This is a genomic window from Streptomyces sp. LZ34, from assembly GCF_053890475.1.
Genome location: NZ_CM132680.1, coordinates 8,436,494 through 8,460,340, shown reverse-complemented (window position 1 = coordinate 8,460,340; position 23,847 = coordinate 8,436,494). Strand labels below are relative to the sequence as shown.

Annotated in this window: 21 protein-coding genes and 1 tRNA gene; 3 read left to right on the top strand and 19 right to left on the bottom strand. The window is 72.5% G+C overall.

The window, feature by feature from the left end; translation table 11 throughout:
• Positions 1-42 precede the first annotated feature (42 nt).
• Genes ACWY4P_RS35635 through ACWY4P_RS35625 form a run of 3 tightly spaced genes read right to left on the bottom strand, consistent with a single transcriptional unit; the run spans position 43 to position 1,988 of the window.
• The gene (locus tag ACWY4P_RS35635) at positions 43-276 is read right to left on the bottom strand and encodes a hypothetical protein (protein ID WP_065959277.1); all 234 of its coding nucleotides are present in this window, start codon (positions 274-276) and stop codon (positions 43-45) included.
• Between the two features lie 6 nt (positions 277-282).
• Positions 283-477, bottom strand: coding sequence for a hypothetical protein (locus ACWY4P_RS35630; RefSeq protein WP_456213168.1), 195 nt, complete (start codon positions 475-477; stop codon positions 283-285).
• Entirely contained in the window at positions 474-1,988 is a 1,515-nt protein-coding gene (locus ACWY4P_RS35625) for an MFS transporter (RefSeq protein ID WP_456204660.1), read from the bottom strand. Before ACWY4P_RS35625 ends, ACWY4P_RS35630 begins: the two co-directional genes overlap by 4 nt.
• 190 nt (positions 1,989-2,178) lie before the next feature.
• Here ACWY4P_RS35625 and ACWY4P_RS35620 point away from each other — a divergent pair, with 190 nt between their 5' ends.
• Positions 2,179-3,117 carry a helix-turn-helix transcriptional regulator gene (locus tag ACWY4P_RS35620; protein ID WP_456204659.1) on the top strand — a complete coding sequence of 313 codons (939 nt, stop codon included), beginning with the start codon at positions 2,179-2,181 and terminating at the stop codon, positions 3,115-3,117.
• A 31-nt stretch (positions 3,118-3,148) separates the two neighbouring features.
• Here the strand turns inward: ACWY4P_RS35620 and ACWY4P_RS35615 are convergent.
• From ACWY4P_RS35615 to ACWY4P_RS35585, 7 genes are all read right to left on the bottom strand, one after another.
• A tRNA-Ala gene (locus ACWY4P_RS35615) sits at positions 3,149-3,221 on the bottom strand.
• 77 nt (positions 3,222-3,298) lie between these two features.
• Positions 3,299-3,952, bottom strand: a complete 654-nt coding sequence (locus ACWY4P_RS35610) for a histidine phosphatase family protein (RefSeq protein ID WP_456213167.1) — start codon at positions 3,950-3,952, stop codon at positions 3,299-3,301.
• Positions 3,949-4,389: a ribosome silencing factor gene (gene rsfS, locus ACWY4P_RS35605; protein WP_456204658.1), complete on the bottom strand. Its 441-nt coding sequence runs from the start codon at positions 4,387-4,389 to the stop codon at positions 3,949-3,951. Before rsfS ends, ACWY4P_RS35610 begins: the two co-directional genes overlap by 4 nt.
• An 83-nt stretch (positions 4,390-4,472) precedes the next feature.
• On the bottom strand, positions 4,473-6,338 hold the full coding sequence (locus ACWY4P_RS35600) for a LytR C-terminal domain-containing protein (RefSeq protein ID WP_456204657.1): 1,866 nt from the start codon (positions 6,336-6,338) through the stop codon (positions 4,473-4,475).
• 10 nt (positions 6,339-6,348) lie between these two features.
• The gene (nadD, locus tag ACWY4P_RS35595) at positions 6,349-7,002 is read right to left on the bottom strand and encodes a nicotinate-nucleotide adenylyltransferase (protein WP_456204656.1); all 654 of its coding nucleotides are present in this window, start codon (positions 7,000-7,002) and stop codon (positions 6,349-6,351) included.
• Positions 7,003-7,019: 17 nt separating this feature from the next.
• The gene (locus tag ACWY4P_RS35590) at positions 7,020-7,184 is read right to left on the bottom strand and encodes a hypothetical protein (protein WP_456204655.1); all 165 of its coding nucleotides are present in this window, start codon (positions 7,182-7,184) and stop codon (positions 7,020-7,022) included.
• Between the two features lie 66 nt (positions 7,185-7,250).
• On the bottom strand, positions 7,251-7,403 hold the full coding sequence (locus tag ACWY4P_RS35585) for a hypothetical protein (protein ID WP_456213372.1): 153 nt from the start codon (positions 7,401-7,403) through the stop codon (positions 7,251-7,253).
• Between the two features lie 123 nt (positions 7,404-7,526).
• Here ACWY4P_RS35585 and ACWY4P_RS35580 point away from each other — a divergent pair, with 123 nt between their 5' ends.
• Positions 7,527-8,690 (top strand): M48 family metallopeptidase, encoded by a 1,164-nt coding sequence (locus ACWY4P_RS35580; RefSeq protein ID WP_456204654.1) that lies wholly within the window; start codon positions 7,527-7,529, stop codon positions 8,688-8,690.
• 4 nt (positions 8,691-8,694) lie between these two features.
• Here ACWY4P_RS35580 and ACWY4P_RS35575 read toward each other — a convergent pair whose 3' ends face one another.
• The 5 genes from ACWY4P_RS35575 to proB all read right to left on the bottom strand — a co-directional run bounded on the left by ACWY4P_RS35575 (position 8,695) and on the right by proB (position 14,032).
• The gene (locus tag ACWY4P_RS35575; protein ID WP_456204653.1) at positions 8,695-9,780 is read right to left on the bottom strand and encodes an SCO2583 family membrane protein; all 1,086 of its coding nucleotides are present in this window, start codon (positions 9,778-9,780) and stop codon (positions 8,695-8,697) included.
• A 70-nt stretch (positions 9,781-9,850) separates the two neighbouring features.
• Positions 9,851-10,510: an SCO2584 family spore wall biosynthesis protein gene (locus ACWY4P_RS35570; protein ID WP_456204652.1), complete on the bottom strand. Its 660-nt coding sequence runs from the start codon at positions 10,508-10,510 to the stop codon at positions 9,851-9,853.
• A 186-nt stretch (positions 10,511-10,696) separates the two neighbouring features.
• Positions 10,697-12,004 carry a glutamate-5-semialdehyde dehydrogenase gene (locus tag ACWY4P_RS35565; RefSeq protein ID WP_456204651.1) on the bottom strand — a complete coding sequence of 436 codons (1,308 nt, stop codon included), beginning with the start codon at positions 12,002-12,004 and terminating at the stop codon, positions 10,697-10,699.
• 169 nt (positions 12,005-12,173) lie between these two features.
• Positions 12,174-12,644: a hypothetical protein gene (locus tag ACWY4P_RS35560; RefSeq protein ID WP_456204650.1), complete on the bottom strand. Its 471-nt coding sequence runs from the start codon at positions 12,642-12,644 to the stop codon at positions 12,174-12,176.
• A gap of 212 nt (positions 12,645-12,856) precedes the next feature.
• Entirely contained in the window at positions 12,857-14,032 is a 1,176-nt protein-coding gene (gene proB, locus ACWY4P_RS35555; RefSeq protein WP_456204649.1) for a glutamate 5-kinase, read from the bottom strand.
• A gap of 373 nt (positions 14,033-14,405) precedes the next feature.
• On the opposite strand from proB, the gene ACWY4P_RS35550 reads away from it, so the two are divergent.
• Positions 14,406-16,517, top strand: coding sequence for a hypothetical protein (locus ACWY4P_RS35550; protein ID WP_456204648.1), 2,112 nt, complete (start codon positions 14,406-14,408; stop codon positions 16,515-16,517).
• A 250-nt stretch (positions 16,518-16,767) separates the two neighbouring features.
• Here the strand turns inward: ACWY4P_RS35550 and obgE are convergent, their stop codons facing one another.
• From obgE to ACWY4P_RS35530, 4 genes are all read right to left on the bottom strand, one after another.
• Entirely contained in the window at positions 16,768-18,201 is a 1,434-nt protein-coding gene (gene obgE / locus ACWY4P_RS35545; protein ID WP_456204647.1) for a GTPase ObgE, read from the bottom strand.
• A 145-nt stretch (positions 18,202-18,346) separates the two neighbouring features.
• Positions 18,347-18,604 carry a 50S ribosomal protein L27 gene (rpmA, locus tag ACWY4P_RS35540; protein ID WP_014179696.1) on the bottom strand — a complete coding sequence of 86 codons (258 nt, stop codon included), beginning with the start codon at positions 18,602-18,604 and terminating at the stop codon, positions 18,347-18,349.
• Positions 18,605-18,618: 14 nt separating this feature from the next.
• Positions 18,619-18,939, bottom strand: a complete 321-nt coding sequence (gene rplU / locus ACWY4P_RS35535; protein ID WP_456204646.1) for a 50S ribosomal protein L21 — start codon at positions 18,937-18,939, stop codon at positions 18,619-18,621.
• A gap of 307 nt (positions 18,940-19,246) precedes the next feature.
• Complete coding sequence (locus ACWY4P_RS35530; RefSeq protein ID WP_456204645.1) at positions 19,247-23,680, bottom strand: Rne/Rng family ribonuclease; 4,434 nt, start codon at positions 23,678-23,680, stop codon at positions 19,247-19,249.
• Between the last annotated feature and the right edge of the window lie 167 nt (positions 23,681-23,847).

The window sequence follows — 23,847 nt, the reverse complement described above, 5'->3', positions numbered from 1 at the left end:
GGGGCGCCCCTCACAGCCGCCCTTTTATGCCGTTTATGCCGTCTACGCCGTCGCGAAGGAGTAGAAACGCTTCAGGGTGCAGTGCTCGTCAAGGAGCCGTCCGTAGATCGGCTCCCCTTCGAGCTCCCGGTACGTCTCGATCGGGTCGCCCTTGATGATCAGCGCCCGGGCGCACTCCACACACCAGTACTGGTAGTCGGGGTTGAGCGGCTCCATGTCGCGCACGATCGGCGTCCCGCTGCCACACCAGTCGCACTTCCGGCTGTGTGCTCCCAATCTCACTCAGCTCCAGCTGTGGCCGCAGGCCGTACACACGTAGGAAACACCGCCGTTGTCACCGAGGACCTGGGCCACCTCACCGGAGCCGCAGGACGGGCACCGCAGAATGCTGCTCGGCATCCCACTGTCCCTCCCCTTCGGACTCGTCGCCCCATCCCCCCGGCCGCCGATTCTGCCATGGGAGGGCGCCCAGGTCAGCGGAGATACCTCACACGTATCACCAGACCAACAATCGCTCCGCACAGCGCCGCGCCCGCCAGCGCCAGGCAGGTCACCCACAGGGCGTCCGCGGAGGCGTCCACGCCCGGCCCGTGGCCCAGGAAGACCGCGCCGAAGACGGCGACGCCGGTCAGCAGGCCGAGTTGAGCCGATGTCACCAGCACCCCGCTGGCGTCCGCCGCGTCCTGCGGCCTGATGGTCGCCAACGTCCGGGTCAGCACGGGGCTGTAGGCGAGGGCGAGCCCCATCCCGATGCCCACCAGGGCAACGAACAGCCAGGGACCGCCATCCGATCCGTCGCGCAGCACCAGCCCGGCCCCGGCGAACGAGGCGGCCGCCAGCACGAATCCGGCCGGTACGGTGACGGGCTGCCAGCGGGCCGGAATGCGCTGCCAGTTGAGGCCGGCCAGGCCGAACGCCACGGCCGTGGGCGCGAAGGTGCAGCCGGCCCGCAGGGCGCTGTAGCCGAGCGCGCCCTGCACATGCAGCGTCAGCACGAACAGGAAGCCCCCGTTGGCCGCCATCGCCAGGACGATCCGGGCGATCGCCAGCGGCATGCCCGGCGCCCCCACCACCCGGGGCGAGATCAGCGGCGCCCCGCCACGCCCGGCCAGCCGGGACTCGTACGCCGCGAAGACCGCCGCCAGGACCGCGCTCAGGCCCAGCATGACCCAGCCCCACAGCGGCCAGCCCCGCTCCTGGCCGAGCACCATCGGCACGGTGAACAGCAGCACCGCCGCCGCGAGCAGCAGCAGACCGGCCAGATCCAGGGCCCCGGACCGCCCCGCCGCGCCGCCGCCCGCGCCCGCCGCCGGCCGCTCCTCGGCACCGCCCAGCCAGCGCGGCCCCAGGACCAGCAGCAGAAGGCCGATCGGCACATTCACCAGGAAGACCGGGCGCCAGCCGGCCCCGAACAGATCCGCCTGCACCAGCGCCCCGCCCAGGACCTGCCCGACGGCCGCGCCGGAGGCCAGGACCACGGAGTAGGCCCCGAGCGCGCGGGCCCGCGAAGCGCCCGTGAAAGTGCGCTGGATGAGGCTGAGCACCTGCGGCAGCATCACCGCCGCGCCCGCGCCCTGGACGAACCGGAAGGCGATCAGCGCCCCGGTCCCGGGGGCCAGCCCGCAGGCCAGCGAGGCGACGGTGAAGACCGTGAGCCCGGCCAGGAACGCCTGCCGGTGGCCGATCAGGGCGCCCAGCCGCGCGCCGGTGATCAGCAGCACGGCGTAGGAGATCGTGTAGCCCGCGACGACCAGTTGCAGCCCGGAGCCCGAGGCATGCAGATCGGCGCGGAGGGTCGGGGCGGCGACGTTGACGATGAAGACGTCGAGGACCGCCATGAGCTGCCCGGTCAGGACGATCGCGAGCAGTCGGCCGGGGCCCGGCGCCCGGCGCCGGGCCCGGTTGTCAGTGGCATCGCCTTTACTGGATCCACCGGTGTCGTCGAGCGCGCCGGGCGCCACGGAGGTGGTCGGGGTGGTGTGTGTCATGGAGCGAGCCTGGAGCCGGGCCGGTACGGGTAACGAGAGCCCGCCGATGCTGGTACTGGCAGCACCTGGCAGCCGGCCGCCGCGGCGGGGAGCATGGACGGACGGAGACCCCCGAGGGGATCCGGGGCACGCGGGACGCCCGCCCATGGGGCTTGGGGGCTTGGGGGCATGGGGGATTTGGGGGACGACGATGGCAGTGAGCACCCACCGCCGGCGGCCGGAGCTGGCCGCCTTCCTGCGCACCCGGCGCGCCCGCGTGACGCCGGCCGACGTGGGCATGGCCCCGGGCCTGCGCCGCCGCACGCCGGGGCTGCGCAGGGAGGAGGTCGCCCAGCTCTCCGGGGTCGGCGTGACCTGGTACACCTGGCTGGAACAGGGCCGCCCGATCAACGCCAGCGCCCAGGTGCTGGACGCGGTGGCCCGCACCCTGCGCCTGGACCAGGCCGAGCGCGAGCACCTCTACCACCTCGCCGAGGTGCCGTACGCCCCCGACCCGGCGGACGAGGCTCAGACGGTCAGCCCCGAGGTGCAGGGCATCATCGACGCGATGGACCCGCTCCCGGCGGTGGTCTACAACGCGCGGTACGACATGCTGGCGCTGAACGCCGCGTACACGACCCTCTTCCCGTCGCTCGCGATAGCCCCCCGCCCCGAGCGGAACGCGCTGTGGCAGCTGTTCTCCCACCCCAACTGCTGCTCCATGTTCATCAACCGGGCCAATGAGCTGCCGCTCATGGTGGCGACGCTGCGCGGCGGATACGGCCGCCATGTGGGCGAGCCCGCCTGGGAGGACTTCATCAACCGGCTGCTGGGCCTCAGCGAGGAATTCGCCCGGATGTGGCGCAGCGGGGATGTCGCCCCGCCCGGCTCCCGGATCAAGCTCGTGCGGCATGCCTCGGTCGGCGAGCTGCGGCTGCTCTCGACCTCCCTGGTGGTTCAGGGGGCTCCGGAGAGCCGCGTCGTGGTCTACACCCCGAGCGACGAACAGAGCCGGGCGTTGCTGGGCCGGCTGCGCGCGATCGACGATCTGCTCATCGGCTGCCCCCGGCACGCCCGGCACGTCTCCGAGATTCTGGCGGAGCAAGCGGCGGCCACGGAGGCGGAAACGAACGATCCCGCCTCCCTGTGAGGGAAGCGGGATCACCGTGATCGGGTATCTGTGGAGCTAAGGAGAATTGAACTCCTGACCTCCTGCATGCCATGCAGGCGCTCTACCAACTGAGCTATAGCCCCGCTCTCCGTCGCGCCGAAGCGCTTCGAACGGGATGAAGCTTAGCCGGTGACCTGCCGGAAAAGGAAATCCAGCCGTCTCAGTCGTCGTCGCCGAGCACCGGCTCCGGCAGCGACCCGGCGTTGTGCTCCAGGAGCCGCCAGCCGCGCGCGCCCTCGCCCAGCACCGACCAGCTGCAGTTGGACAGCCCGCCGAGCGCCTCCCAGGAATTCGGCTCGAGGCCGAGCAGCCGCCCGATGGTGGTGCGGATCGTGCCGCCATGGCTGACCACGACGAGCGTGCCGCCGTCCGGCAGCTTGTCGGCGGCCTCCGACACGACCGGCGCGGCCCGGTCGGCCACCTCGGTCTCCAGCTCGCCGCCGCCGCGCCGCACCGGCTCACCGCGCTTCCACGCCGCGTACTGCTCGCCGAACCGGGCCGTGATCTCTTCATGGGTGAGCCCCTGCCACTGCCCGGCGTAGCTCTCCCGCAGCCCCGCGTCGTAGTTGACCTCCAGGCCCGTGACGGTGGCCAGCTCGGCGGCCGTCGCCTTGGCGCGGCTGAGGTCGGAGGCGAGGATCGCGTGCGGCTTCAGCGCGGCCAGCAGCCGGGCCGAGCGGCGCGCCTGCACGACCCCCGTCTCCGTCAGCTCGATGTCCGTGGTCCCCTGGAAGCGGCGCTCGAGATTCCAGGCCGTCTGGCCGTGGCGCCACAGGACTACGCGGCGGCCACGGCCGCCCTGGGAGCCGTTCAGCGCAGCTCACCGTCCAGCCCGCTGTCGGCGGCCTGAGCCTGCGCGTACTCCTGCCCCTTGCCACGGGTGGCCTCGGCGTCGGCGGGCAGCTCCAGCCGCGGGCAGTCCTTCCACAGCCGCTCCAGGGCGTAGAAGACGCGCTCCTCGCTGTGCTGGACGTGCACCACGATGTCCACGTAGTCCAGCAGCACCCAGCGGGCCTCGCGGTCGCCCTCGCGGCGGACCGGCTTGGCGCCCAACTCCTTGGTCAGCCGCTCCTCGATCTCGTCGACGATCGACTTGACCTGGCGGTCGTTGGGAGCCGAGGCCAGCAGGAAGGCGTCGGTGATCGAGAGCACATCGCTGACGTCGTACGCGATGATGTCGTGCGCGAGCTTGTCGGCGGCGGCCTGGGCGGCGGCGTTGATGAGCTCGATGGAGCGGTCCGTGGCGGTCACAGGCGAGGCTTTCGGTCGGTGGGACGTGATACCCCAAGCGTCTCACGCCCCACCGTCACCCCGTCCGGCCGTTCGCCGCCCGGTCAGCTCTTCGGCTGGTAGTCCGGGCCGAGGAGCACCGTGATGTCCGCGTTCGAGGCGACCTTGCCCTTCTTCGCGGCGGTGGCACCCAGTCCGAGCGTCTTGGCGACCTCCTTCGCCTGGGCGGCCTGCTTCGCGTCCGCGTACAGCACCTGCGAGGCCGCCTGCGGCGTGCCGCCCTGCTCGGTGGCGCCGACGACCGTGAAGCCGCCGTTGACCAGGGCGACCTGCGCCTCGTTCGCCGCGCCCCGCACCGAGCCCGCGTTCTTCACGCTGACCCGCGGTGCCGCGTCCTGATCGGCATTCTTGACGGCGCCGCCGAGGATGGTCCTGACCACCTGGTCGGTGGACTGCTCGCTGAGCGTGCCGTCCGGCTGGACGGGCAGCATAGTGGTGCCGTACGAGCCGCCCTTGGCCTGCTCGGCCAGCCGGGCCAGCGACGCGCCGAGTTCCTTCTCGCTCAGCGACGGGTCCGGGATCTGGGCGAGCGACTCCACGGTCCTGGTGGCGCCGGACGGGTCGCTGGAGATCTTCTTCAGCGCCGCGTGCATGACCTGTCCGAACCGCGCGAGCTGCTTGGTCTGCGCCTCGCCCTGCCCGCGGTAGGTGGCGTACCCGACGGCGGCCTCGCCGCCCAGGTCGCGCTGTTTGCCCCGCTCGACCAGCGGGTCGTCGCCCTTCGCGGCGCCCGGGACGGTGGCGTCGGCGTCAACGGTGATGCCGCCCACCAGCTCGACCAGGTTCTCCAGATACGGGGTGTCCAGTCGCCAGGTGCCCTGGATCTTCGAGCCCAGCAGCGTGTTCAGGGAGTCACGGGTGGCGTCGGAGCCCTCGTCGACCACCGACTTGCCGAGGGTGGTGGAGCCGCCGTCCTCGGTGGACAGGGCGAGGGCGTTGGGCAGCAGGACGGTGGTGCCCTTCTTGGTGGTCTCGTTGTCGACCAGCAGGGCGGTGGAGGTGCGCCCGCCCTTGGTCTCGCGCAGGTTGACCACGATCACATCGCGCTTCTGGGGTCCGCCGGCGGCGGCCGGGCCCTGCTCGTCGCCGGACAGGCCCGGCAGCTTGCCCGCGTACCAGAGGTAGCCGACCCCGCCCACCGCGGCCAGGACCATGACCACCACGAGCGCCACCAGGCGGTTGCGGCCCTTGCGCTTGCGCTCGTCGCGCCGCTCGGAGCGGGTCTCGGCGAACTTGAGCCAGTCGATGACGTCTTCGGAGTCCTCGTCCGGCTCCTCGACGAAGGAGAACTGCTCGGTGCGGTACGGCTCGCCGTCGGACTGATCCGCGGGCTGCCCGGCGGACGGCCCGGCGGACGGCCTGTCCGCCTGGCTGCCGGGCTGTCCGCCGGTGCGGGCGTCGGCCCGGGAGGGCGCCCCCTCGCGCTCGGCGGGGCCGGGCCCCTCGTACGCGTCCCCAGGGGCCGCCGGGTCGCGCTGCGGGGGGACGGTCGGGCGGCCGCCGGGGGCGTAGGGCGTCTCGTAGGGCGCCGCGCCGTACGAGGCGTCCTGCGGCGTGCCGTGGGCCGAGCCGGGCGCAGGGCCCTGCGGGCTGTCGTACGGGGCGTAGTCGTAGCCCTGCTGCGGCTGCTGCGGCTGCTGCGGGTACTGCTGCTGCCCGGCGTACGGGTCGTACTGGGGCTGCTGCCCCTGCCCGTACTGCTGCGCCTGCTGCTGCGCGTACGGGTCGTAGCCGTAACCTTCCTGCGGCGGCTGCTGCTGCGGCTGCCCTTGCGCATACGGGTCGTAGCCCTGCTGCTCGTCCTGCGGCTGGTACACCGGCCGGCCATAGGCGTCGTAGCCGTAGATCTGCGGGTCCTGGGGATAGGAATCCCGCGCGTACGGGTCGTACGGGTCCTGTCGGTCGTTCACCGGTGCCCCTTCAGCAGTCGTGCCGGTACAGCTCGCGCTTGTCGATGTAGCGCACCACACCGTCCGGCACCAGATACCAGACCGGCTCGCCGTGTGCGACCCGCGCGCGGCAGTCCGAGGAGGAGATCGCCAGCGCCGGCACCTCGACCAGCGACACCCCGCCCTCCGGCAACCCCGGGTCGGCCAGTATGTGCCCGGGTCTGGTCACCCCGATGAAGTGCGCGAGCGAGAACAGTTCCTCGGCGTCCCGCCAGGTGAGGATCTGGGCCAGCGCGTCCGCACCGGTGATGAAGAACAAGTCCGCGTCACTGTTCAACGCGCGCAGATCGCGCAGCGTGTCCGTGGTGTACGTGGCGCCGCCCCGGTCGATGTCGATGCGGCTGACCGAGAACTGCGGGTTCGAGGCCGTCGCGATCACCGTCATCAGATAGCGGTCCTCGGCCGGGGACACCTTCTTGTGGCTCTTCTGCCATGGCTGCCCGGTCGGTACGAACACCACTTCGTCCAGGTGGAACTGCGAGGCGACCTCACTGGCGGCGACCAGGTGACCGTGGTGGATCGGGTCGAACGTCCCGCCCATCACCCCGAGCCGCCGCTTGACGTGGCCCATCTGCTCTCCCATGCGAGCAGACCCTACTGGGCCCGGCTGCGCGCCGGGACCCATGGGGACTGTGACCTCGGTCAGCGGTCCCGGTTGAAGCGCGTGGTGACCCACAGCAGCAGAAGGAGGATGAACAGAGCCCCGCCGCCGGTCATGTAGGGGCTGATGCTGGCGTGCTTGTCGACGTGCTCGCTCTCGGAGGCGAGAGTGGTCAGGGTGGCGTGCGCGGTGCTGTAAGCGGTCATCGCAGGCAGAACCTATCCGGGTCGAGGCGGGCAAGTGCGTCCGCCACATCGTATGCGAGCCGGATCTCAGTCCTGCTTGTACCCGCGCAACAGGAACCAGGCCAGCAGCACGGCGCCCACGACGCCCACCACGAGGACGACGCGCAGCAGCGCGCCCGGCCCTCCGCCGTGCTTGGTGGTGACGGCGAGCACTTCGGTGAGACCAGTCATGTCGGGCATGCCTCCACGCTAACCCTCCCCCGGCCGACGGCCGTCACCAGCCTGGGCCGTGTCCGCCGCGAGCACGGGGCGAGGCCCTAGGCTGGTGACGGCACCGACCAAGCAGTCCAGCGAGGGGGCCAGATGAGCGACAGCAACACGCCTGGGGGCGAGCACGGCGCGGGCGGCGGGCAGGAGCGGGTGCCGGGGCGTGACCGGCGGCGGTTCCCGGGCATCTCCTCGCGCGCGTACGAACACCCGGCGGACCGGTCCGCGCTGGTCGCGCTGCGCAAGCTGACCGGCTTCGACACGATCTTCAAGGCGCTGAGCGGGCTGCTGCCCGAGCGGAGCCTGCGGCTGCTGTATCTGTCCGACTCGGTGCGGGTGAGCGACCGGCAGTTCGCGCACCTCCACGACATGCTCCGGGACGCCTGCTACATCCTGGACCTGGACAAGATCCCCGCGATGTACGTCACACAGGACCCGCGGCCGAACGCGATGTGCATCGGCATGGAAGAGCCGATCATCGTGGTGACCACCGGCCTGGTCGAGCTGCTCGACGAGGAGGAGATGCGGGCGGTCGTCGGCCACGAGGTGGGCCACGCGCTGTCCGGTCACTCGGTCTACCGCACGATCCTGCTGTTCCTGACCAACCTGGCGATGAAGGTCGCCTGGATCCCGCTCGGCAATGTCGCGGTGATGGCCGTGGTGACGGCGCTGCGCGAGTGGTTCCGCAAGTCGGAGCTGTCGGCGGACCGCGCCGGGCTGCTGGTGGGGCAGGACCTGCGAGCGTCGATGCGTGGGCTGATGAAGCTCGCGGGCGGCCACCACCTGCACGAGATGAACGTGGACGCCTTCCTGGAGCAGGCCGAGGAGTACGAGGCCGGCGGCGATCTGCGGGACTCCGTGCTGAAGATCCTGAACATGCTGCCGCGCAGCCACCCGTTCACCACCGTGCGCGCCGCCGAGCTGAAGAAGTGGGCCGCCGGACGCGACTACCAGCGGATCATGGACGGTCACTACCCGCGGCGCGACGAGGACAAGGACACCTCGGTCAGCGACTCCTTCAAGGAGTCGGCGAACCACTACGCGGAGTCGGTGCGCGGCAGCAAGGACCCGCTGATGGCCTTTGTGCGCGATGTGGCGGGCGGGGCCGGGGACCTCGGCAGCAAGCTGCGCGAGAAGTTCGCCGGCGGCGCCCCGTCTGCCAAGGAGTCACCCCAGGGTGGTCAGGACGGCCAGGGCAGTCAGGGCGGCCAGGGCGGTGACGCTCCGCCCAAGGCCGATCCCGAGCCGGACCTTCCGTAAAACGTCAGGAGGCGGAGCCCGGCAGGTGCGGCAGGGCTCCGGGGGACAGGACGCCGCACAGGGAGGCCGTGGGACGGCCGGAGCTGTACGGGTCCGTGCCGGGCGGTGCGTCGCCCTTGGCGCTCTGCCCGGCCAGCAGCGGCCGCAGATATCCGGCCGTGTTCGCGGCGCACGCCTGCGGGCCCGCCAGCACGGAGCTCTGCACCACCTCCAGGTGGTGGTCGCGCAGATCGTCGCGGTCGAAGCGGAATCGCGTCTCGCGCCGCACGGTGAACAGCGAGGAGTGGTCGGTGCCGCCCTCATGGGGCCGCCGCACGGCGTAGACGAAGGTGTGGTCGGCGGTGACCTCCAGCGTCGTGGTGCTCCGCTCGGTGGCCGTGAGGGTGCCGTGGACCCGTACGGCCGGTGCGGCCAGCGTCACCTCGGCCGGGTTGAAGCGGGTCAGCCAGCCGGTGGCCGCGTACCGCCCGTCGTCGGCCGGGTGTTCGAAGCTGCGGTCGAACTGGTCGAGCTGGTCCGGATCGAGCAGCAGCCGTACGGACCGCGCCTCGCCGCCGGTGAGCACGGCCGGGTCGATGGCCGACTTGACGAGGTATTCCTTGGCGGTGGTGAGCGCGGTCATCACCTGGCTCTCGGAGAAGCTGTGGGTGCGCCGCACTCCGGGCAGGGTGACGCCCGCGGCGCCGGTGGCGAACGCGTCGGCCGGGCTGTTCTCGAACAGGGCCGCGGGCTCCCCGCCGGGCACCTGGCCGCGCGGCGCGAGCGGCACCACGCTGCTGCGCAACGGCTCGACGGCCTGCGGCTGGGGGTTCTGGTAGGGGTGGCGCACGCCCATATAGACGGCGGCGGCGAAGGCGAAGGCGATCAGCAGCACCAGGATGACGGCCTGGCGCGAGGCGCCCGCCCGCGCCCAGGCGTGCCGGCTGCGCACCGCTCTGGCATGTTCGCCCATGCGCTCCTGGGCCGAGAATTCCTGGAGCCGGGCAGCGCGGACGAACGACTCGTCGAAAACGACGGAGCGATATTCGTCGTCACCACCTCCCGGGACGCCCTCGGGGGTCCCCTCAGGAGGGTTTCCACGCCCGGTCATACCTCAAGAGTAGGTCGCGAGGGGCGCCGGTAAACGCGGTGATACTCCACAACTTCGGTCACGGCGACGGTCACGGCGAGCGCGGCACTGTCGTCGCCGTGGCGGCCGGCCGGTCCGCGTCGGCAAACCCCGACGACGCTGCCGACGACGCCGACGGCACGGCGCCCGGGCGGTCGGCGGGCGTGGCATCGACGCCGCTGGTGGCGGGCGGCGGAGTCGGGTCCTGACGGTTGCCGGAGGCACCGCGGTAGACGGCCGTGAAGGCCAGCGCGACCACCCCGATCCCCATCAGGACGGCCAGCAGCCAGGCCACCGGGCGGTGCCAGCGGGCATGGCCGCGGTAGGGGCGCCCGGCGCTGCCGTACCGGCCGTACGGGCCATAGGGTCCGTCGGCGTCCCGGCCGTGGCCGAATCCATAGCCCGGGTCGGTGTCAGAGTCGTCATCAGGGTCATATCCGAACTCGGCGTCGCCGTCGGGGCCGTAACCGTCCTCGTACAGCTCGTCCTCGGGGGATACACCGGCCATGCGGCGGCGGGACGCCTCGGCGTCGGCGCGGGCCTGGGCGGCGGCCAGCATCCGCTCGATGGCGGTGGGTTCGTGGATCGTGGCGGACCGTACGAAGTCCTCGTCGAAGACCACGGCGGCGAACTCGTCGTTCGCTTCCCCGTGGCTGCGGTCGTCGGGCTCGTCACCGTCCGGGAACGGCTTGCCTCCCACGTCGTCCGGCACCCATTCAGAGTAGACCGGACGGGTCAATTTGGGCAGGGTGAAATGGTATTCGGGGGAACGCGGGCCAGGAGTGGGGCGGCGGAAGTTCCACCCGACCGGCGTACCCCCGAGAGGCGGCGGCGTCCCCCGATCGGGGGACGCCGGATGGGGGACCCCACACGGGTGACGCCGCAGCGGGAATCCCGCTCAGCGGGTGTGGCCGTCGCCGGTGACGATGTACTTGGTCGAGGTCAACTCGGGCAGGCCCATCGGGCCGCGGGCGTGCAGCTTCTGCGTGGAGATGCCGATCTCGGCGCCGAAGCCGAACTGGCCGCCGTCCGTGAACCGGGTGGAGGCGTTGACCGCGACCGTCGTCGAGTCCACCAGTTGGGTGAAGCGGCGGGCGGCCGTCTGGGAGGTGGTGACGATCGCCTCGGTGTGGCCGGAGGACCACAGCCGGATGTGGGCCACCGCGGCGTCCAGGGAGTCCACGACCGCCGCCGCGATGTCGTACGAGAGGTACTCGGTCTCCCAGTCCTCCACCACCGCCGGAACGACCGTGGCCTTGGACCCTTCCAACTGCTCCGCGAGGGCCAGCACCCGCTCATCGGCGTGCACCGTCACCCCGGCCTCGGCCAGCGCGTCCAGCGCGCGCGGCAGGAACGCGGGCGCGATGTCCTGGTGGACCAGCAGGGTCTCGGCGGCGTTGCACACACTGGGCCGCTGCGCCTTGGAGTTCACCAGGATCTCGATCGCCATGTCGAGGTCGGCCTGCGCGTCCACGTACACATGGCAGTTGCCGGTGCCGGTCTCGATGACCGGGACCGTCGACTCCTCGACGACCGTACGGATCAGCGACGCGCCACCCCGCGGGATCAGCACGTCCACCAGGCCGCGGGCGCGCATCAACTCGGCCACCGACTCCCGGCTCTCGCCCGGCACCAACTGCACGGCGTCGGCGGGCAGTCCGGCCCCGCCGACCGCGTCGCGCAGGACCTTCACCAGCGCGGCGTTGGACTGGTACGCGGACGACGAGCCGCGCAGCAGCACGGCGTTGCCCGACTTCAGGCACAGCGCGGCCGCGTCCACCGTGACGTTGGGCCGGGCCTCGTAGATGATTCCGACGACGCCGAGCGGTACCCGCACCTGGCGCAGATCGATCCCGTTGGGCAGGGTCGAGCCGCGCACCACCTCGCCGACCGGGTCGGGCAGCGCCACCACGTCCCGCACATCCGAGGCGATGGCCCGCACCCGCTCGGGGGTGAGGGTGAGCCGGTCGACGATCGCCTCGCTCGTGCCCGCCTCGCGCGCCCGCTCCACGTCCGCCGCGTTGGCCTCGACGATCTCCCTGGTCCGCACCTCGAGGGCGTCGGCCATCGCGAGCAGCGCGTCGTCCTTGGCCGCGCGCGGCAGCGGGGCGAGCTCAGTGGCCGCGACCCGGGCCCGGTAGGCGGCCTGGAGGACCGGGGACTTCGGCCAGGGGTCGGTGAGGGGCGAGGTGGGTGCGCTGGTCATGGAGTGAAGCCTACTGAGCGCCCGGCCGTATGCCCTCCGCCGTTCCGCTTTTCGAGACGGAATTCTCACGATGGGAACGTTCGCGCCATAAGGGCACTCCATCACGCCACAAGGACACGCCCTGAGGGCGCGCGAAAACGGCCGCGCCCTGTCAGCGCCCATCAGCCCATCAGTACGGGTGCACCCCTACCGGCGCGGCCGGCGGCGGGCCGTACCCCTCCGCCACGCGCTGGTGGTACGTCTCGCGGTCGATGACCTCGAGGCCGACGATCTCCCAGGGCGGCAGTTTGGCCGTGGACCGGTGCTCGCCCCACAGCCGCAGGGCGACCGCCGCGGCGTCGTGCAGGTCCCGGGCCTCTTCCCAGTAGCGGATCTCGGCGTGATCGTTGGCATAGCGGCTGGTCAGCAGGAACGGATGGTCGTGGGCCAGCCGCTCGAGCGCCTGCCGGACGTCCCGCAGCGGGGCCTCCGCGCCCGAAAGGCTGAGGGTGACGTGCCACATGCGGGTGACCTCGCCGGGCGCGCCCGCCGCGCCCACCGTGTCCCGCGCCTCGCCCACCCCGGCGCCCACGGTCCCGACACTGGTCAGGGTGCGCCCCGCCACTCCTTTGGGCAGCGCCCCCGAGCGCCCTCGTCTCACCGGCGGCCTCCTGTTGCTCGCTGCTCCGCTCACGCGCCGGGCGGAGCCGGTGTTGTGCTGCGGTTACCCGCGGTTCGGTGTACGGGCCCACTGCCGGTGCGGCCCCGTGCAACAAAGTTGACCAGCCCGCGGGAGGCCGCGTGGCGATTTTCCGGAAGCTCTCCGATGAATGAACGGACTTGTCGGATTTTCTGTCCCCTCAGTGACGTCCGTCACGTGTGCAACACGACCAGGTCGTCCCGGTGCACGACCTCGCGCTCGTACGCGGGGCCCAGCTCCCGGGCCAGCTCACGCGTCGACCGTCCGATCAGCCGGGGGATCTCCTTGGCGTCGAAGTTGACCAGCCCGCGGGCGACGGCCCGCCCTTCGGTGTCGCGCAGCTCGACCGGGTCCCCCGCGGTGAACTCGCCCTCCACGGCGGCGATACCGGCCGGCAGCAGCGAGGTGCGGCGCTCGACCACGGCCCGCACGGCCCCGTCGTCCAGGGTGAGCGACCCGCGCGGGGCGGAGGCGTGGGCCAGCCACAGCAGCCGGTCGGCGGAGCGGCGGCCGGTGCGGTGGAAGAACGTGCCGGTGGGGCGGCCCAGCAGGGCGTCACCGGCCCGGCTGGCGGAGGTGAGCACCACCGGGACACCGGCCGCGGCCGCGATACGGGCCGCCTCGACCTTGGTGACCATGCCGCCGGTGCCCACCCCGGAGCGGCCCGCGCTGCCGATCGAGACGCCGTCCAGGTCCTTGGGGCCGGTGACCTCGGCGATCCGGGAGGCGCCGGGGGTCCGGGGGTCCCCGTCGTAGAGGCCGTCCACGTCGGAGAGCAGCACCAGCAGGTCGGCCCGTACGAGATGGGCGACCAGGGCCGCGAGCCGGTCGTTGTCACCGAACCGGATCTCGTCCGTGGCCACCGTGTCGTTCTCGTTGACGACCGGCACGGCCCCCATGGCCAGCAGCTGGTCCAGGGTGCGGGTGGCGTTGCGGTAGTGGGCGCGGCGGCTGGTGTCGTCGGTGGTGAGCAGCACCTGGCCGACCCGGCGCCCGTAGCGCGCGAAGGAGGCGGTGTAGCGGGCCACCAGCAGGCCCTGGCCGACGCTGGCGGCCGCCTGCTGGCGGGCGAGGTCGCGCGGGCGCCGCTCCAGCCCCAGCGGCGCCAGGCCCGCGGCGATGGCACCGGAGGAGACCAGGACTATCTCCTTGCCGTCCGCGCCGCCGGGGCCGCCTGGCCCGCCTGGGCCATCCGCGAATTTGGCGAGGACGTCCACCAGCGCGTCGACCCGGTCGGCGTCCAGGCCTCCCGCCGCGGTGGTGAGGGAGGACGAGCCGACCTTGACCACGATCCTGCGGGCCGCGGCCACCTCGTCCCGTACCGCCGCCGACCCGTCCTGCTCGCTCACGCCGCTCCCCTGCTCGTCCCCTGGTCGTACGCGCCCTGGCGAGCGCTTCCTACACACTCATCATGACAAGCGCGCAATGTACGTCAGCCACGGCGCCGAGCGCCCGCGCATTTCACCCCCTGGACGAGCCGCCCGACGAGCCACCCGACGAGCCACCCTGATGAACCCCCACCGACCGTCCGCCGGCCGCCTGCCGGTCGCCTGACAGTCGCCTCGAGGTCGCCCGGTGGTCGCCCGCCCGACCTCGGGCGGCTCCTTTGGCCCCGATTCGAGACGGTTGGCGCGGGCGCGGATTGTCACCGGGCCTGGCGGCGGCATACGGTCAGGGGTCCCCCCATACACTTCCTTCGTTCTCCTGCCAGGAGCTCAACCCGTGCCCTCTGCCGGAATCGCCCCCCGCCGGGCCGTACAGCTGGCTGCGCTGCTCGCGATGCTGGTGTTCTTCACCACACAGCTCGTCGGCGCCGTACTCCCGAACGTGCCCCTCCTGATCGCCGCCTCGGCGGGTGGCCTCGCGCTCGATCTATATCTGCAGCACCAGCAACCCGGACTGCTGTCGCTGCTCGGCAAGGTCCGCTTCGACGTCACGGTGCGGCAGCTGTTCCGGGACATGCTCATCGTGGTGGGACTGCTGCGCATAGACGGCATCGACCCGCTGCACGAGCAGGCGCCGCTCACGGCGGGGCTGCTGCTGTTCTATGTGACGCACTTCGCCTGCCAGGCCGTGGCCATACTGGTCCGCCGCACCCGCCAGCTGCCGTTCGTCACCCGCAACATCGACGCGTCGGCGCTGCGGCTGAGCGACGCCCCGCCGCGGCTGTTCGCCCGCCAGCACGGCCGTCGGCTGATGCGCCTGTCGATCCCGGTCACCGTGGGTCTGCTGGTCACCGCGGGCACCGAGAACGCCTTGTGGGGCGCGATCGGCGTGGCCGTCGGCCTGCTGATCTCGGTTGCCGGCACCGCCCACCTGGGCACCTGGCTGCTGCCGCGCAAGCGCGTGGCCGGCGAGGCCAAGGCGCTGGCGTGGCTGGACAAGTGGCTGGCGGAGTACCAGCCGACGGTGGGGATGTACTTCTCCGGCGGCACCACCTCGGCGTACCAGGCGAACATGTGGCTCTCCACGCTCGCCGCGCTCGACGGCAACCCGATCATCGTGCTCCGCGAGCGCTTCATGGTGCAGAAGATCGACGCGACGGACGTGCCGATCGTGTGCCTGCCGAAGGTCGCGCACCTCATGCGGCTGGAGCACTCCACGCTCAAGGTGCTGCTGCACCCGGCGAACTCCGGCAAGACCTCGCAGGTCCTGCGCATCCCGTCGATCAAGCACGCCTTCACCAACCACGGCGAGAGCGACAAGCTCTCCAGCTGCAACCCGTACGCCAAGGCATACGACGAGGTGTGGGTCGCGGGTCCGGCGGCGCGTGAGCGCTACCAGCTCGCCGACATCGGCGTCGAGGACAAGGACGTGGTCGAGGTCGGCCGCCCGCAGCTGGCCCCGATCCGCCCCTACGCGGCCGCGGCCAACGGCGCGCTCGGCGGCACCGGCGGCGAGCACTTCACCACCGTGCTGTACGCGCCCACCTGGGAGGGCTGGGACGGCAACCCGGGCAACACCTCGGTCATCCTGGCGGGCGAGAACATCGTCCGCGAGCTGCTCGCCGACCCCAAGGTGCGCCTCCTGTACAAGCCGCACCCGATGACCGGCTCGGTCGACCCGCGCGCGGGCCGCTCCAACGAGCGCATCATGGCGATGATCACCGAGGCGAACACCAAGCGGAGCGGCGCCCGGCCCGGCTCGGAGGCCGCCGCCGAGCTGACCCGCCGTACCGACGAGCTCAACCGCCTCACCAGCACCTCCTTCCGCCCCAACGCGGACGAGATCGAGCGCATGAAGCTCCAGGGCGCCCCGGACAAGGACCGCGCCGCGGTCGTCGCGGCGGCCACCGCGGCCTGGGAGAACGCCTACTGGGCGTCGATGCCGGTGTGGGAGCACCAGATCATCACCGGCCCCCGGCCGGCCATCTTCACCTGCTTCAACCAGTCGGACCTGCTGATCAGCGACGTCTCGAGCGTGGTCTCCGACTACCTGACGAGCGAGAAGCCGTACGCGGTGGCGAACACCAGCGGGCTGTCCGAGGCCGAGTTCAAGTCGGGCTTCCCGACGGTGCGCGCCGCGACCGTCCTCACCCCGGACGCGAAGGGCGTGCCCGCGCTGCTCGAAGCGGTCCGCGACCCGGAGAAGGACACCGACGTGGCCGCCCGCGCAGAGCTGAAGGTGCACCTGCTGGGCCCGTCCGACCCGCCGTCGCTGGTGCGCTTCAACGAGGCCGCGCAGGCCCTGTGCGCCAAGGCCGACGCCCGCCGGGCCCGGATGGCCACCCGCCTGGCGGACGAGATCCCCGCGCAGCGCGAGGCCAGGGACGCCGCGGAGGAAGCGGAGCTGGAGCCGGGCTCGCCCGAGGCGGAGGAGACGGCGGCGGTCTGACCGGACCACACTCCCCGGACTCGTCCGGGCAGCGCGGCACAGTCAAGTGGCACAGTGAAGGGCCCCGGGAGAACGTCTGGTTCTCCCGGGGCCCTTCGCCGTACAAGCCGCTGTGCGAGCCCTTCGCCGTACGCGGGCAACCGTAACCGCGCCCCGCGCCGTACGGGCCCGCCTTACCGGCCACAGGCGGCGCGGGAAGGGGGCCTCGGCGCCGGAGGGCCGGGCCCCCGCCGAAGGCCCTCACGCGCCGCTAGAAGGGCTTGAACGCGCCGTACTCGTGGTCGGCCTCGTCCCGCTCCGCGTCGCGCTCGCGGCGGCGCTGGGCGGCCGGGCGGGGGGCCTCGAAGCGGTGGTCCTCGCCACGGCGGCCGAGCATCTCCGCACCGGCCGTGATGGTCGGCTCCCAGTCGAAGACGACGGCATCGTCCGTGGCGCCGATGACGACCTCGTCGCCCGCCCGCGCCCCGGCCTTCACCAGCTGTTCCTCGACGCCCAGCCGGGCCAGCCGGTCGGCGAGGTAGCCGACGGCCTCGTCGTTGTTGAAGTCGGTCTGGTGGACCCAGCGCTCGGGCTTCTCGCCCACGACCCGGTAGAAGCCGTCCTCGGCGACGACCCTGAAGCCCGCGTCGTCCACGGCCTTCGGGCGGATGACGATACGGGTCGCCTCCTCCGTGGGCCTGGCCTCCCGCGCGTCCCCGACGATCTTCGCCAGGGCGAACGAGAGCTCCTTGAGGCCGTGCCGGGAGACCGCCGACACCTCGAAGACCTGGTAGCCACGGGCCTCCAGGTCCGGCCGGATGATGTCGGCGAGGTCCTGGCCGTCGGGGACGTCGACCTTGTTCAGGGCAACCAGCCGCGGCCGGTTCTCGAGGCCGCCGTACTCCCTCAACTCCGCCTCGATGACGTCGAGGTCGCTCAGCGGGTCGCGCTCGGACTCCAGCGCCGCCGTGTCCAGGACGTGGACGAGCACCGAGCAGCGCTCGACATGGCGCAGGAACTCCAGGCCCAGGCCCTTGCCCTGGCTGGCGCCCGGGATCAGGCCCGGCACATCGGCGATCGTGTAGACGGTCGAGCCCGCCGTCACCACGCCGAGGTTGGGCACCAGGGTGGTGAACGGATAGTCGGCGATCTTCGGCTTGGCGGCCGAGAGCACCGAGATCAGCGAGGACTTGCCGGCGCTCGGGAAGCCGACCAGGGCCACGTCCGCGACCGTCTTGAGCTCCAGGACGACGTCCCCGGCGTGGCCCGGCTCGCCCAGCAGCGCGAAGCCGGGGGCCTTGCGGCGGGCCGAGGCCAGGGCGGCGTTGCCCAGGCCGCCGCGCCCGCCCTGGGCGGCGACGTAGGTGGTGCCCTGGCCGACCAGGTCGGCCAGGACGTTGCCCCCCGTGTCGAGGACGACGGTGCCGTCCGGGACGGGCAGGACCAGGTCCGTGCCGTCCTTGCCGGAGCGGTTGCCGCCCTCGCCGGGCTTGCCGTTGGTGGCCTTGCGGTGCGGGCTGTGGTGGTAGTCGAGCAACGTGGTGACCGACTGGTCGACGACCAGGATCACATCGCCGCCACGGCCGCCGTTGCCGCCGTCCGGGCCGCCGAGCGGCTTGAACTTCTCCCGGTGTACGGAGGCGCAGCCGTGGCCTCCGTTACCCGCGGCGACGTGCAGCTCGACGCGGTCCACGAAGGTGGTCATGACGCTGTGCCTCCAAATTAGCTACGTACCGAACGTCTTACGTACGGAATGTCTTAGACGTAACGCGCCGAGGGCGGACCCGCTTCCCCGTCACGGGAAAGAGCGGTCCGCCCTCGGAAAGGTGTGTGGTGTCGCCCCGGGCTGATTACTCAGCGACCGGAACGATGTTCACGACCTTGCGGCCACGCGCGGTGCCGAACTGCACCGCACCGGCGGCCAGCGCGAACAGCGTGTCGTCGCCGCCACGGCCGACGCCCGTGCCCGGGTGGAAGTGCGTGCCGCGCTGGCGGACCAGGATCTCACCCGCGTTGACGACCTGGCCGCCGAAGCGCTTGACGCCGAGCCGCTGGGCGTTGGAGTCGCGACCGTTCCGGGTGGACGATGCGCCCTTCTTGTGTGCCATCTCTCCTCAGTCCCTTACTTCGCAGCCGCGTCGATGCTGGTGATCTTCAGCGCGGTGTGCAGCTGACGGTGGCCGATCCGCTTGCGGTAGCCGGTCTTGTTCTTGTACTTCAGGATGTCGATCTTGACGCCCTTGTGGTGGTCCACGACCTCGGCCTGCACCTTGACCCCGGCCAGGACCCACGGGTCGCTGGTCACGGCGTCGCCGTCGACAACGAGCAGAGTCGAGAGCTCGACGGTGTCGCCGACCTTACTGCTGGACAAACGGTCGACCTCGATGACGTCGCCCACGGCCACCTTCTGCTGGCGGCCGCCGGTGCGCACGATTGCGTACACGCGGTTCTCACTCTCTCGCTAGTAATCGGGACCTCTGATGCCAGCCGCTCCCCACCGACCCGTACGGTCCGTGGTTCACCGATCGACTCGTATCGCCTCATGAGAGTGATACGGCATCGGCGAGCGGCCTCTCCCGACAGAGCGGGAGGGATTTGCTCAGGGGGTTTCTACTCAGGGGGTTGGCGTACAAACGCCGACGGTCAAGGTTACGGGGCCGGGACCAGGGGGTCAAACCGGGGCGGGGCGCCCGGGGCTCCACAGCGTTGTCAGTGGATGCCCCGGGCGCCCCGGCCCCGGTCCGGCGTGCTCAGTCGTCGGTGGAGGCCGAGACCGAGGACGGCGTCTGCTGCTCCGCCGCCGCGGTCTTCTTGGCCGCCGACTTCTTGGCCGTCGTCTTCTTCGCGGCGGTCTTCTTGGCGGTCGTCTTCTTCGCCGCCGTCTTCTTGGCCGCCGCCTTCTTCGCCGGCGCCTTCTTGGCGGCCTTGCGGGCCGTCTTCTTCGCCGGCGCCGGGGCGGCCGCGTCCTCCGGCTCCACCGCGGCCTCGGAAGCCGCCTCGGAGGCCGTCTCAGGGGCCTCGGGCTCGCCCACGGCCACCGGCTCCGGTGCCGACTCCGGCGCCGAGTCCTGGGCGGACGCGCTGACGACCACCACGGCCGCATCCTCGGAGCCCGACGGCGGGCCCGCGGGAGCGGTCACCTTACGGGTCACCCGTCGGCGCGTACGAGGCGCGGGCACCGGCTCCGGCGCCGCGACCGGCTCCGCCGCCGCCTCGGCCTTCGGCTCCTCCGCCGGGGCCTCCTTCGGCTCCTCGGCCGGCAGGACGACCACGGCCGCCTCCGGCCGCTCCGCGGCCTTCGGGGCGCCCGCGGGGGCGGTCGCCTTCCGGGTCGCCCGGCGGCGCGTACGGCCACGCGTGGCGGCCGCCTCAGCCTCCGCGGCGCTGCTGTACAGCTCCTCGTCGGCGGCGAAGGTCACCGGCTCCGGCATGGTCTTGTGCTCCATGGCCTCGTGAGCGGCCTCGGCCACCGTCTCCGGCTCCGCCTCGACCTCGGCGGTCTCCGGCACCTGCTCGGGCTCGGGCAGCTGGCCCGCGACCGCCGCGGCCTTCTTCTTCTTGCGCTTGCCGCCACCGCCGCCGACCGCCGCCGGCTGGTCCATGTGGACGATCAGACCACGGCCGTTGCAGTGCACGCAGGGCTCGGAGAAGGACTCCAGCAGGCCCTGGCCGACCCGCTTACGGGTCATCTGGACCAGGCCCAGCGAGGTGACCTCCGCCACCTGGTGCTTCGTACGGTCCCGGCCCAGGCACTCCAGGAGGCGCCGCAGCACCAGGTCCCGGTTGGACTCCAGCACCATGTCGATGAAGTCGATCACGATGATGCCGCCGAGGTCGCGCAGCCGCAGCTGGCGCACGATCTCCTCGGCCGCCTCCAGGTTGTTCCTGGTGACCGTCTCCTCCAGGTTGCCGCCCTGGCCGGTGAACTTGCCGGTGTTGACGTCGACCACGACCATCGCCTCGGTCCGGTCGATCACCAGGGAGCCGCCGCTGGGCAGCCACACCTTGCGGTCCAGCGCCTTCATCAGCTGCTCGTCGATCCGGTACGTGGCGAACACGTCGACGTCCGACGACCACTTCTGCAGCCGGTCCGCGAGGTCCGGCGCGACATGCGAGACGTATCCGTGGATCGTCTCCCAGGCGCCGTCGCCGCTCACGATGACCTTGGAGAAGTCCTCGTTGAAGATGTCGCGGACGACACGGACGGTCATGTCCGGCTCGCCGTACAGCAGCGTGGGGGCGCTGCCGGTCTTCGCCTTCTTCTGGATCTCCTCCCACTGCGCCTGAAGCCGCGTGACGTCGCGGGACAGCTCCTCCTCGCTCGCGCCCTCGGCCGCGGTACGGACGATGACGCCCGCGTCCTCGGGGACGATCTTCTTGAGGATCTGCTTCAGGCGCGAGCGCTCGGTGTCCGGCAGCTTGCGGCTGATGCCGGTCATCGAGCCCTCGGGCACATACACCAGGTAGCGACCGGGGAGCGAGACCTGGCTGGTCAGCCGGGCGCCCTTGTGTCCGATCGGGTCCTTGGTGACCTGGACCAGGACGGACTGCCCGGACTTGAGGGCGGTCTCGATGCGGCGCGGGCCGTTGGCCAGACCCAGCGCCTCGAAGTTGACCTCGCCCGCGTAGAGGACGGCGTTGCGGCCCTTGCCGATGTCGACGAAGGCGGCCTCCATCGACGGCAGGACGTTCTGCACCTTGCCCAAGTAGACGTTGCCGACGTAGCTGTTGGACTGTTCCTTGTTGACGAAGTGCTCGACAAGGACGTTGTCCTCCAGCACACCGATCTGGGTGCGCTCGCCGTTCTGCCGGACGACCATCACCCGCTCGACCGCCTCACGGCGGGCGAGGAACTCGGCCTCCGTGATGATCGGCACCCGGCGGCGGCCCTGCTCGCGGCCCTCGCGGCGGCGCTGCTTCTTCGCTTCGAGCCGCGTCGACCCCTTGATCGACTGCACCTCGTCGGCGCCGGACTCGGCTGCTTCCTTACCCCCGCGCCGCTCCCGCGGCTCGCGGATCTTGACGACCGTGCGCTCCGGGTCGTCGCCCGACTCGGCCTCGGCGGCGTCCCCGCTGCGCCGACGGCGGCGCCGACGGCGACGGCTGCTGCTCGATCCGGCCGCGCCGTCGGTCTCGTCGGCCTCCTCAGCCCCGGCCTCGTCGGCGGCCTGCTCGTCCGCGCCCTCGTCCTCGTAGCGCTCGCCGGCCTCGCCCTCGGCGCTCTCGGCATCCGCGGCCTCGCCCCGGCGACGGCGGCGCCCGCCACGGCGACGGCGGCGGGCCGGGCGCTCGCCCGACTCCTCGTCGCCGTGCTCGCCCTCCGCGAGCTCGGCCTCCTCAGCGGTCTCGGCCGTCTCCTCGGCCTCGGCCTGGGCGGCCTGGTCGGCCTGGGCGGCTTGGTCGTCGAATGGCTCGCCGCGGCGACGGCGACGGCGACGCGCCCCACCGGTGGGCGCCGACGGCTCGGCAACAGCGAACGTCGCCGTGTCTTCCGTCTCGTCCGTCTCGTCCGCCTCATCCGCCTCCTCGGCGGCCGCGGCGGCGGCCAGGGCCGCGCTCTCCGGCGTCTGGAACACCGGCTCGGTGAACACCGGCGCCTGGAACACGGCGGTCGGCGGCCGTACGGCCCTGCGCCGCCCCCTGACCGGAGCCTCCGGCTCGGCCTCGTCGGCGGTCTGCGGGGCTTCGGCCCGCGGCGCGGTCTCGGCCTGCTCGTCGGCGGCAGCGGCAGCCGCACGGGTGGCCCGGCGGCGGGTACGGGTACGCGGCGCGGCCTCAGCGGGCTGCTCCGCGGCCGTGTCCTCGTCGGTCGCTTCGGTCGCTGTGGAGGCGTCCTCCGCGACCGTGGCGGCGGCCGAAGCCGACGCCTCCTCGCCCTCGGCCTCCGGCGAGCCCGCCGGGGCGGTCGCCTTCCGGGTCGCCCGGCGGCGCGTACGGCGGGCGGGCTGCGCGGCCTCCTCCGAGGTCTCGGCGGTCTCGCTCACGGTCTGGTCCTCCGTCGCGGCCTCCGGCGTCTCCTCGTCCGCGGAGCGCAGAGGGACTTCCGGGGCGGTCGCCTTGCGCGTCGCGCGACGGCGCCTGCGGCCGGGCCCGGCGGCCTCGGCCGCTTCCTCGGCGTCCGCGGCCTCAGCGGTCTCGTTCTCCGCGACGACATCGGCAGCCGCCGGGGTGGGCTCCTCGGCGGGAACAGCGGCCTCCGCCGTCTCCTCGCCGACGGACTGCGGCGGGCCCGCGGGGGCCGTCGCCTTACGCGTCACACGACGACTACGCGCCGGCGCGGCGGCCTCAGCCTCCGTGTCGGTCTCGTCAGCCGCCTCGTCGGACTCAGCGGCGGCGACCACCGTCTCGGCCGCCTCCGGCGAACTCGTCGGAGCGGACGCCTGGCGGGTCGCACGGCGGCGCTTGCGCGCCGGCGTGGCGGCCTCGACCGTCTCCTCGACGGCCTCAGCGGCCTCGTCCTCCGCGACGGCCTCGTCAGCCGCCTCGCCGGACTCAGCAGCGGCGACAACGGTCTCAGCGGCCTCCGCCGGAGGGGACACCTGGCGGGTCGCACGACGGCGCTTGCGCGCCGGCGCGGCGGCCTCCTCCGCGACCTCGGCGGCCACGGGCTCCGCGATGCCGTCCTCGGCCGTCTGGGCAGCCGGTTCCACAGCCGCCTCCGGCGCGCCCGCCGGAGCGGTCGCCTTGCGCGTCGCACGACGACGCGTACGCGGCGCGGGCACCGGCTCCTCAGCCGACGCGGCGGCAGCGGCCGCGGCCGGCTGGGCCTCCGCGGCGATGTCCTCGGCGGCGGCAGCGGACTCCGCCGCGGCGACCACCGTCTCGGCGGTCTCCGGCGTGCCCGCCGGTGCCGTCGCCTTGCGCGTCGCACGACGACGCGTACGCGGCGCGGGCACCGGCTCCTCAGCCGACGCGGCGGGGGCCAACGGTGCGACCGGGGTCTCGGCCGGGATCCCGAGGCCGGTGGGCTGGGCGGCCGGTATGGCCGGAGTGGCGGCCTGGGCCGCCTCGTCGCTCAGCGCTGCCCCGGGCGGACCGGCCGGGCGGGAGGCCGCGCGGCGGCGGCGCGGCGGCAGGGTGTCGCTGGGCGAGCTGTTCTCGATGGTGTCCCTGGGCGCGACGGCACGCTGAGCGGGCTGTCCCAGAGGCTGGATAGGTTCGATCGGATCAATAGGTTCGAGCATGCGGGCGTTTCTCCCGTCACGCTCCCGGGCGCCGCGTCTGCGTCCGGCCGCAATCCGCGCTGTGCGCGATTGCCGCCGCCCGCGGCGCGGGCGCCGCACGGGAGCTGTCGTCTCACTCGCCGGACCGGAAATGCCGGGACCGGCGAAAGTCTCCTGGTCAGTGCGCC

Coding starts and splice junctions, on each gene's coding strand:
- ACWY4P_RS35590 (WP_456204655.1), bottom strand. CDS start 7,184: ATGACCGCTTACAGCACCGCGCACGCCACCCTGACCACTCTCGCCTCC.
- ACWY4P_RS35620 (WP_456204659.1), top strand. CDS start 2,179: ATGGCAGTGAGCACCCACCGCCGGCGGCCGGAGCTGGCCGCCTTCCTG.
- rpmA (WP_014179696.1), bottom strand. CDS start 18,604: ATGGCACACAAGAAGGGCGCATCGTCCACCCGGAACGGTCGCGACTCC.
- obgE (WP_456204647.1), bottom strand. CDS start 18,201: ATGACCACCTTCGTGGACCGCGTCGAGCTGCACGTCGCCGCGGGTAAC.
- nadD (WP_456204656.1), bottom strand. CDS start 7,002: ATGGGTCCCGGCGCGCAGCCGGGCCCAGTAGGGTCTGCTCGCATGGGA.
- ACWY4P_RS35530 (WP_456204645.1), bottom strand. CDS start 23,680: ATGCTCGAACCTATTGATCCGATCGAACCTATCCAGCCTCTGGGACAG.
- ACWY4P_RS35565 (WP_456204651.1), bottom strand. CDS start 12,004: ATGACCAGCGCACCCACCTCGCCCCTCACCGACCCCTGGCCGAAGTCC.
- ACWY4P_RS35585 (WP_456213372.1), bottom strand. CDS start 7,403: ATGCCCGACATGACTGGTCTCACCGAAGTGCTCGCCGTCACCACCAAG.
- ACWY4P_RS35580 (WP_456204654.1), top strand. CDS start 7,527: ATGAGCGACAGCAACACGCCTGGGGGCGAGCACGGCGCGGGCGGCGGG.
- ACWY4P_RS35625 (WP_456204660.1), bottom strand. CDS start 1,988: ATGACACACACCACCCCGACCACCTCCGTGGCGCCCGGCGCGCTCGAC.
- ACWY4P_RS35575 (WP_456204653.1), bottom strand. CDS start 9,780: ATGACCGGGCGTGGAAACCCTCCTGAGGGGACCCCCGAGGGCGTCCCG.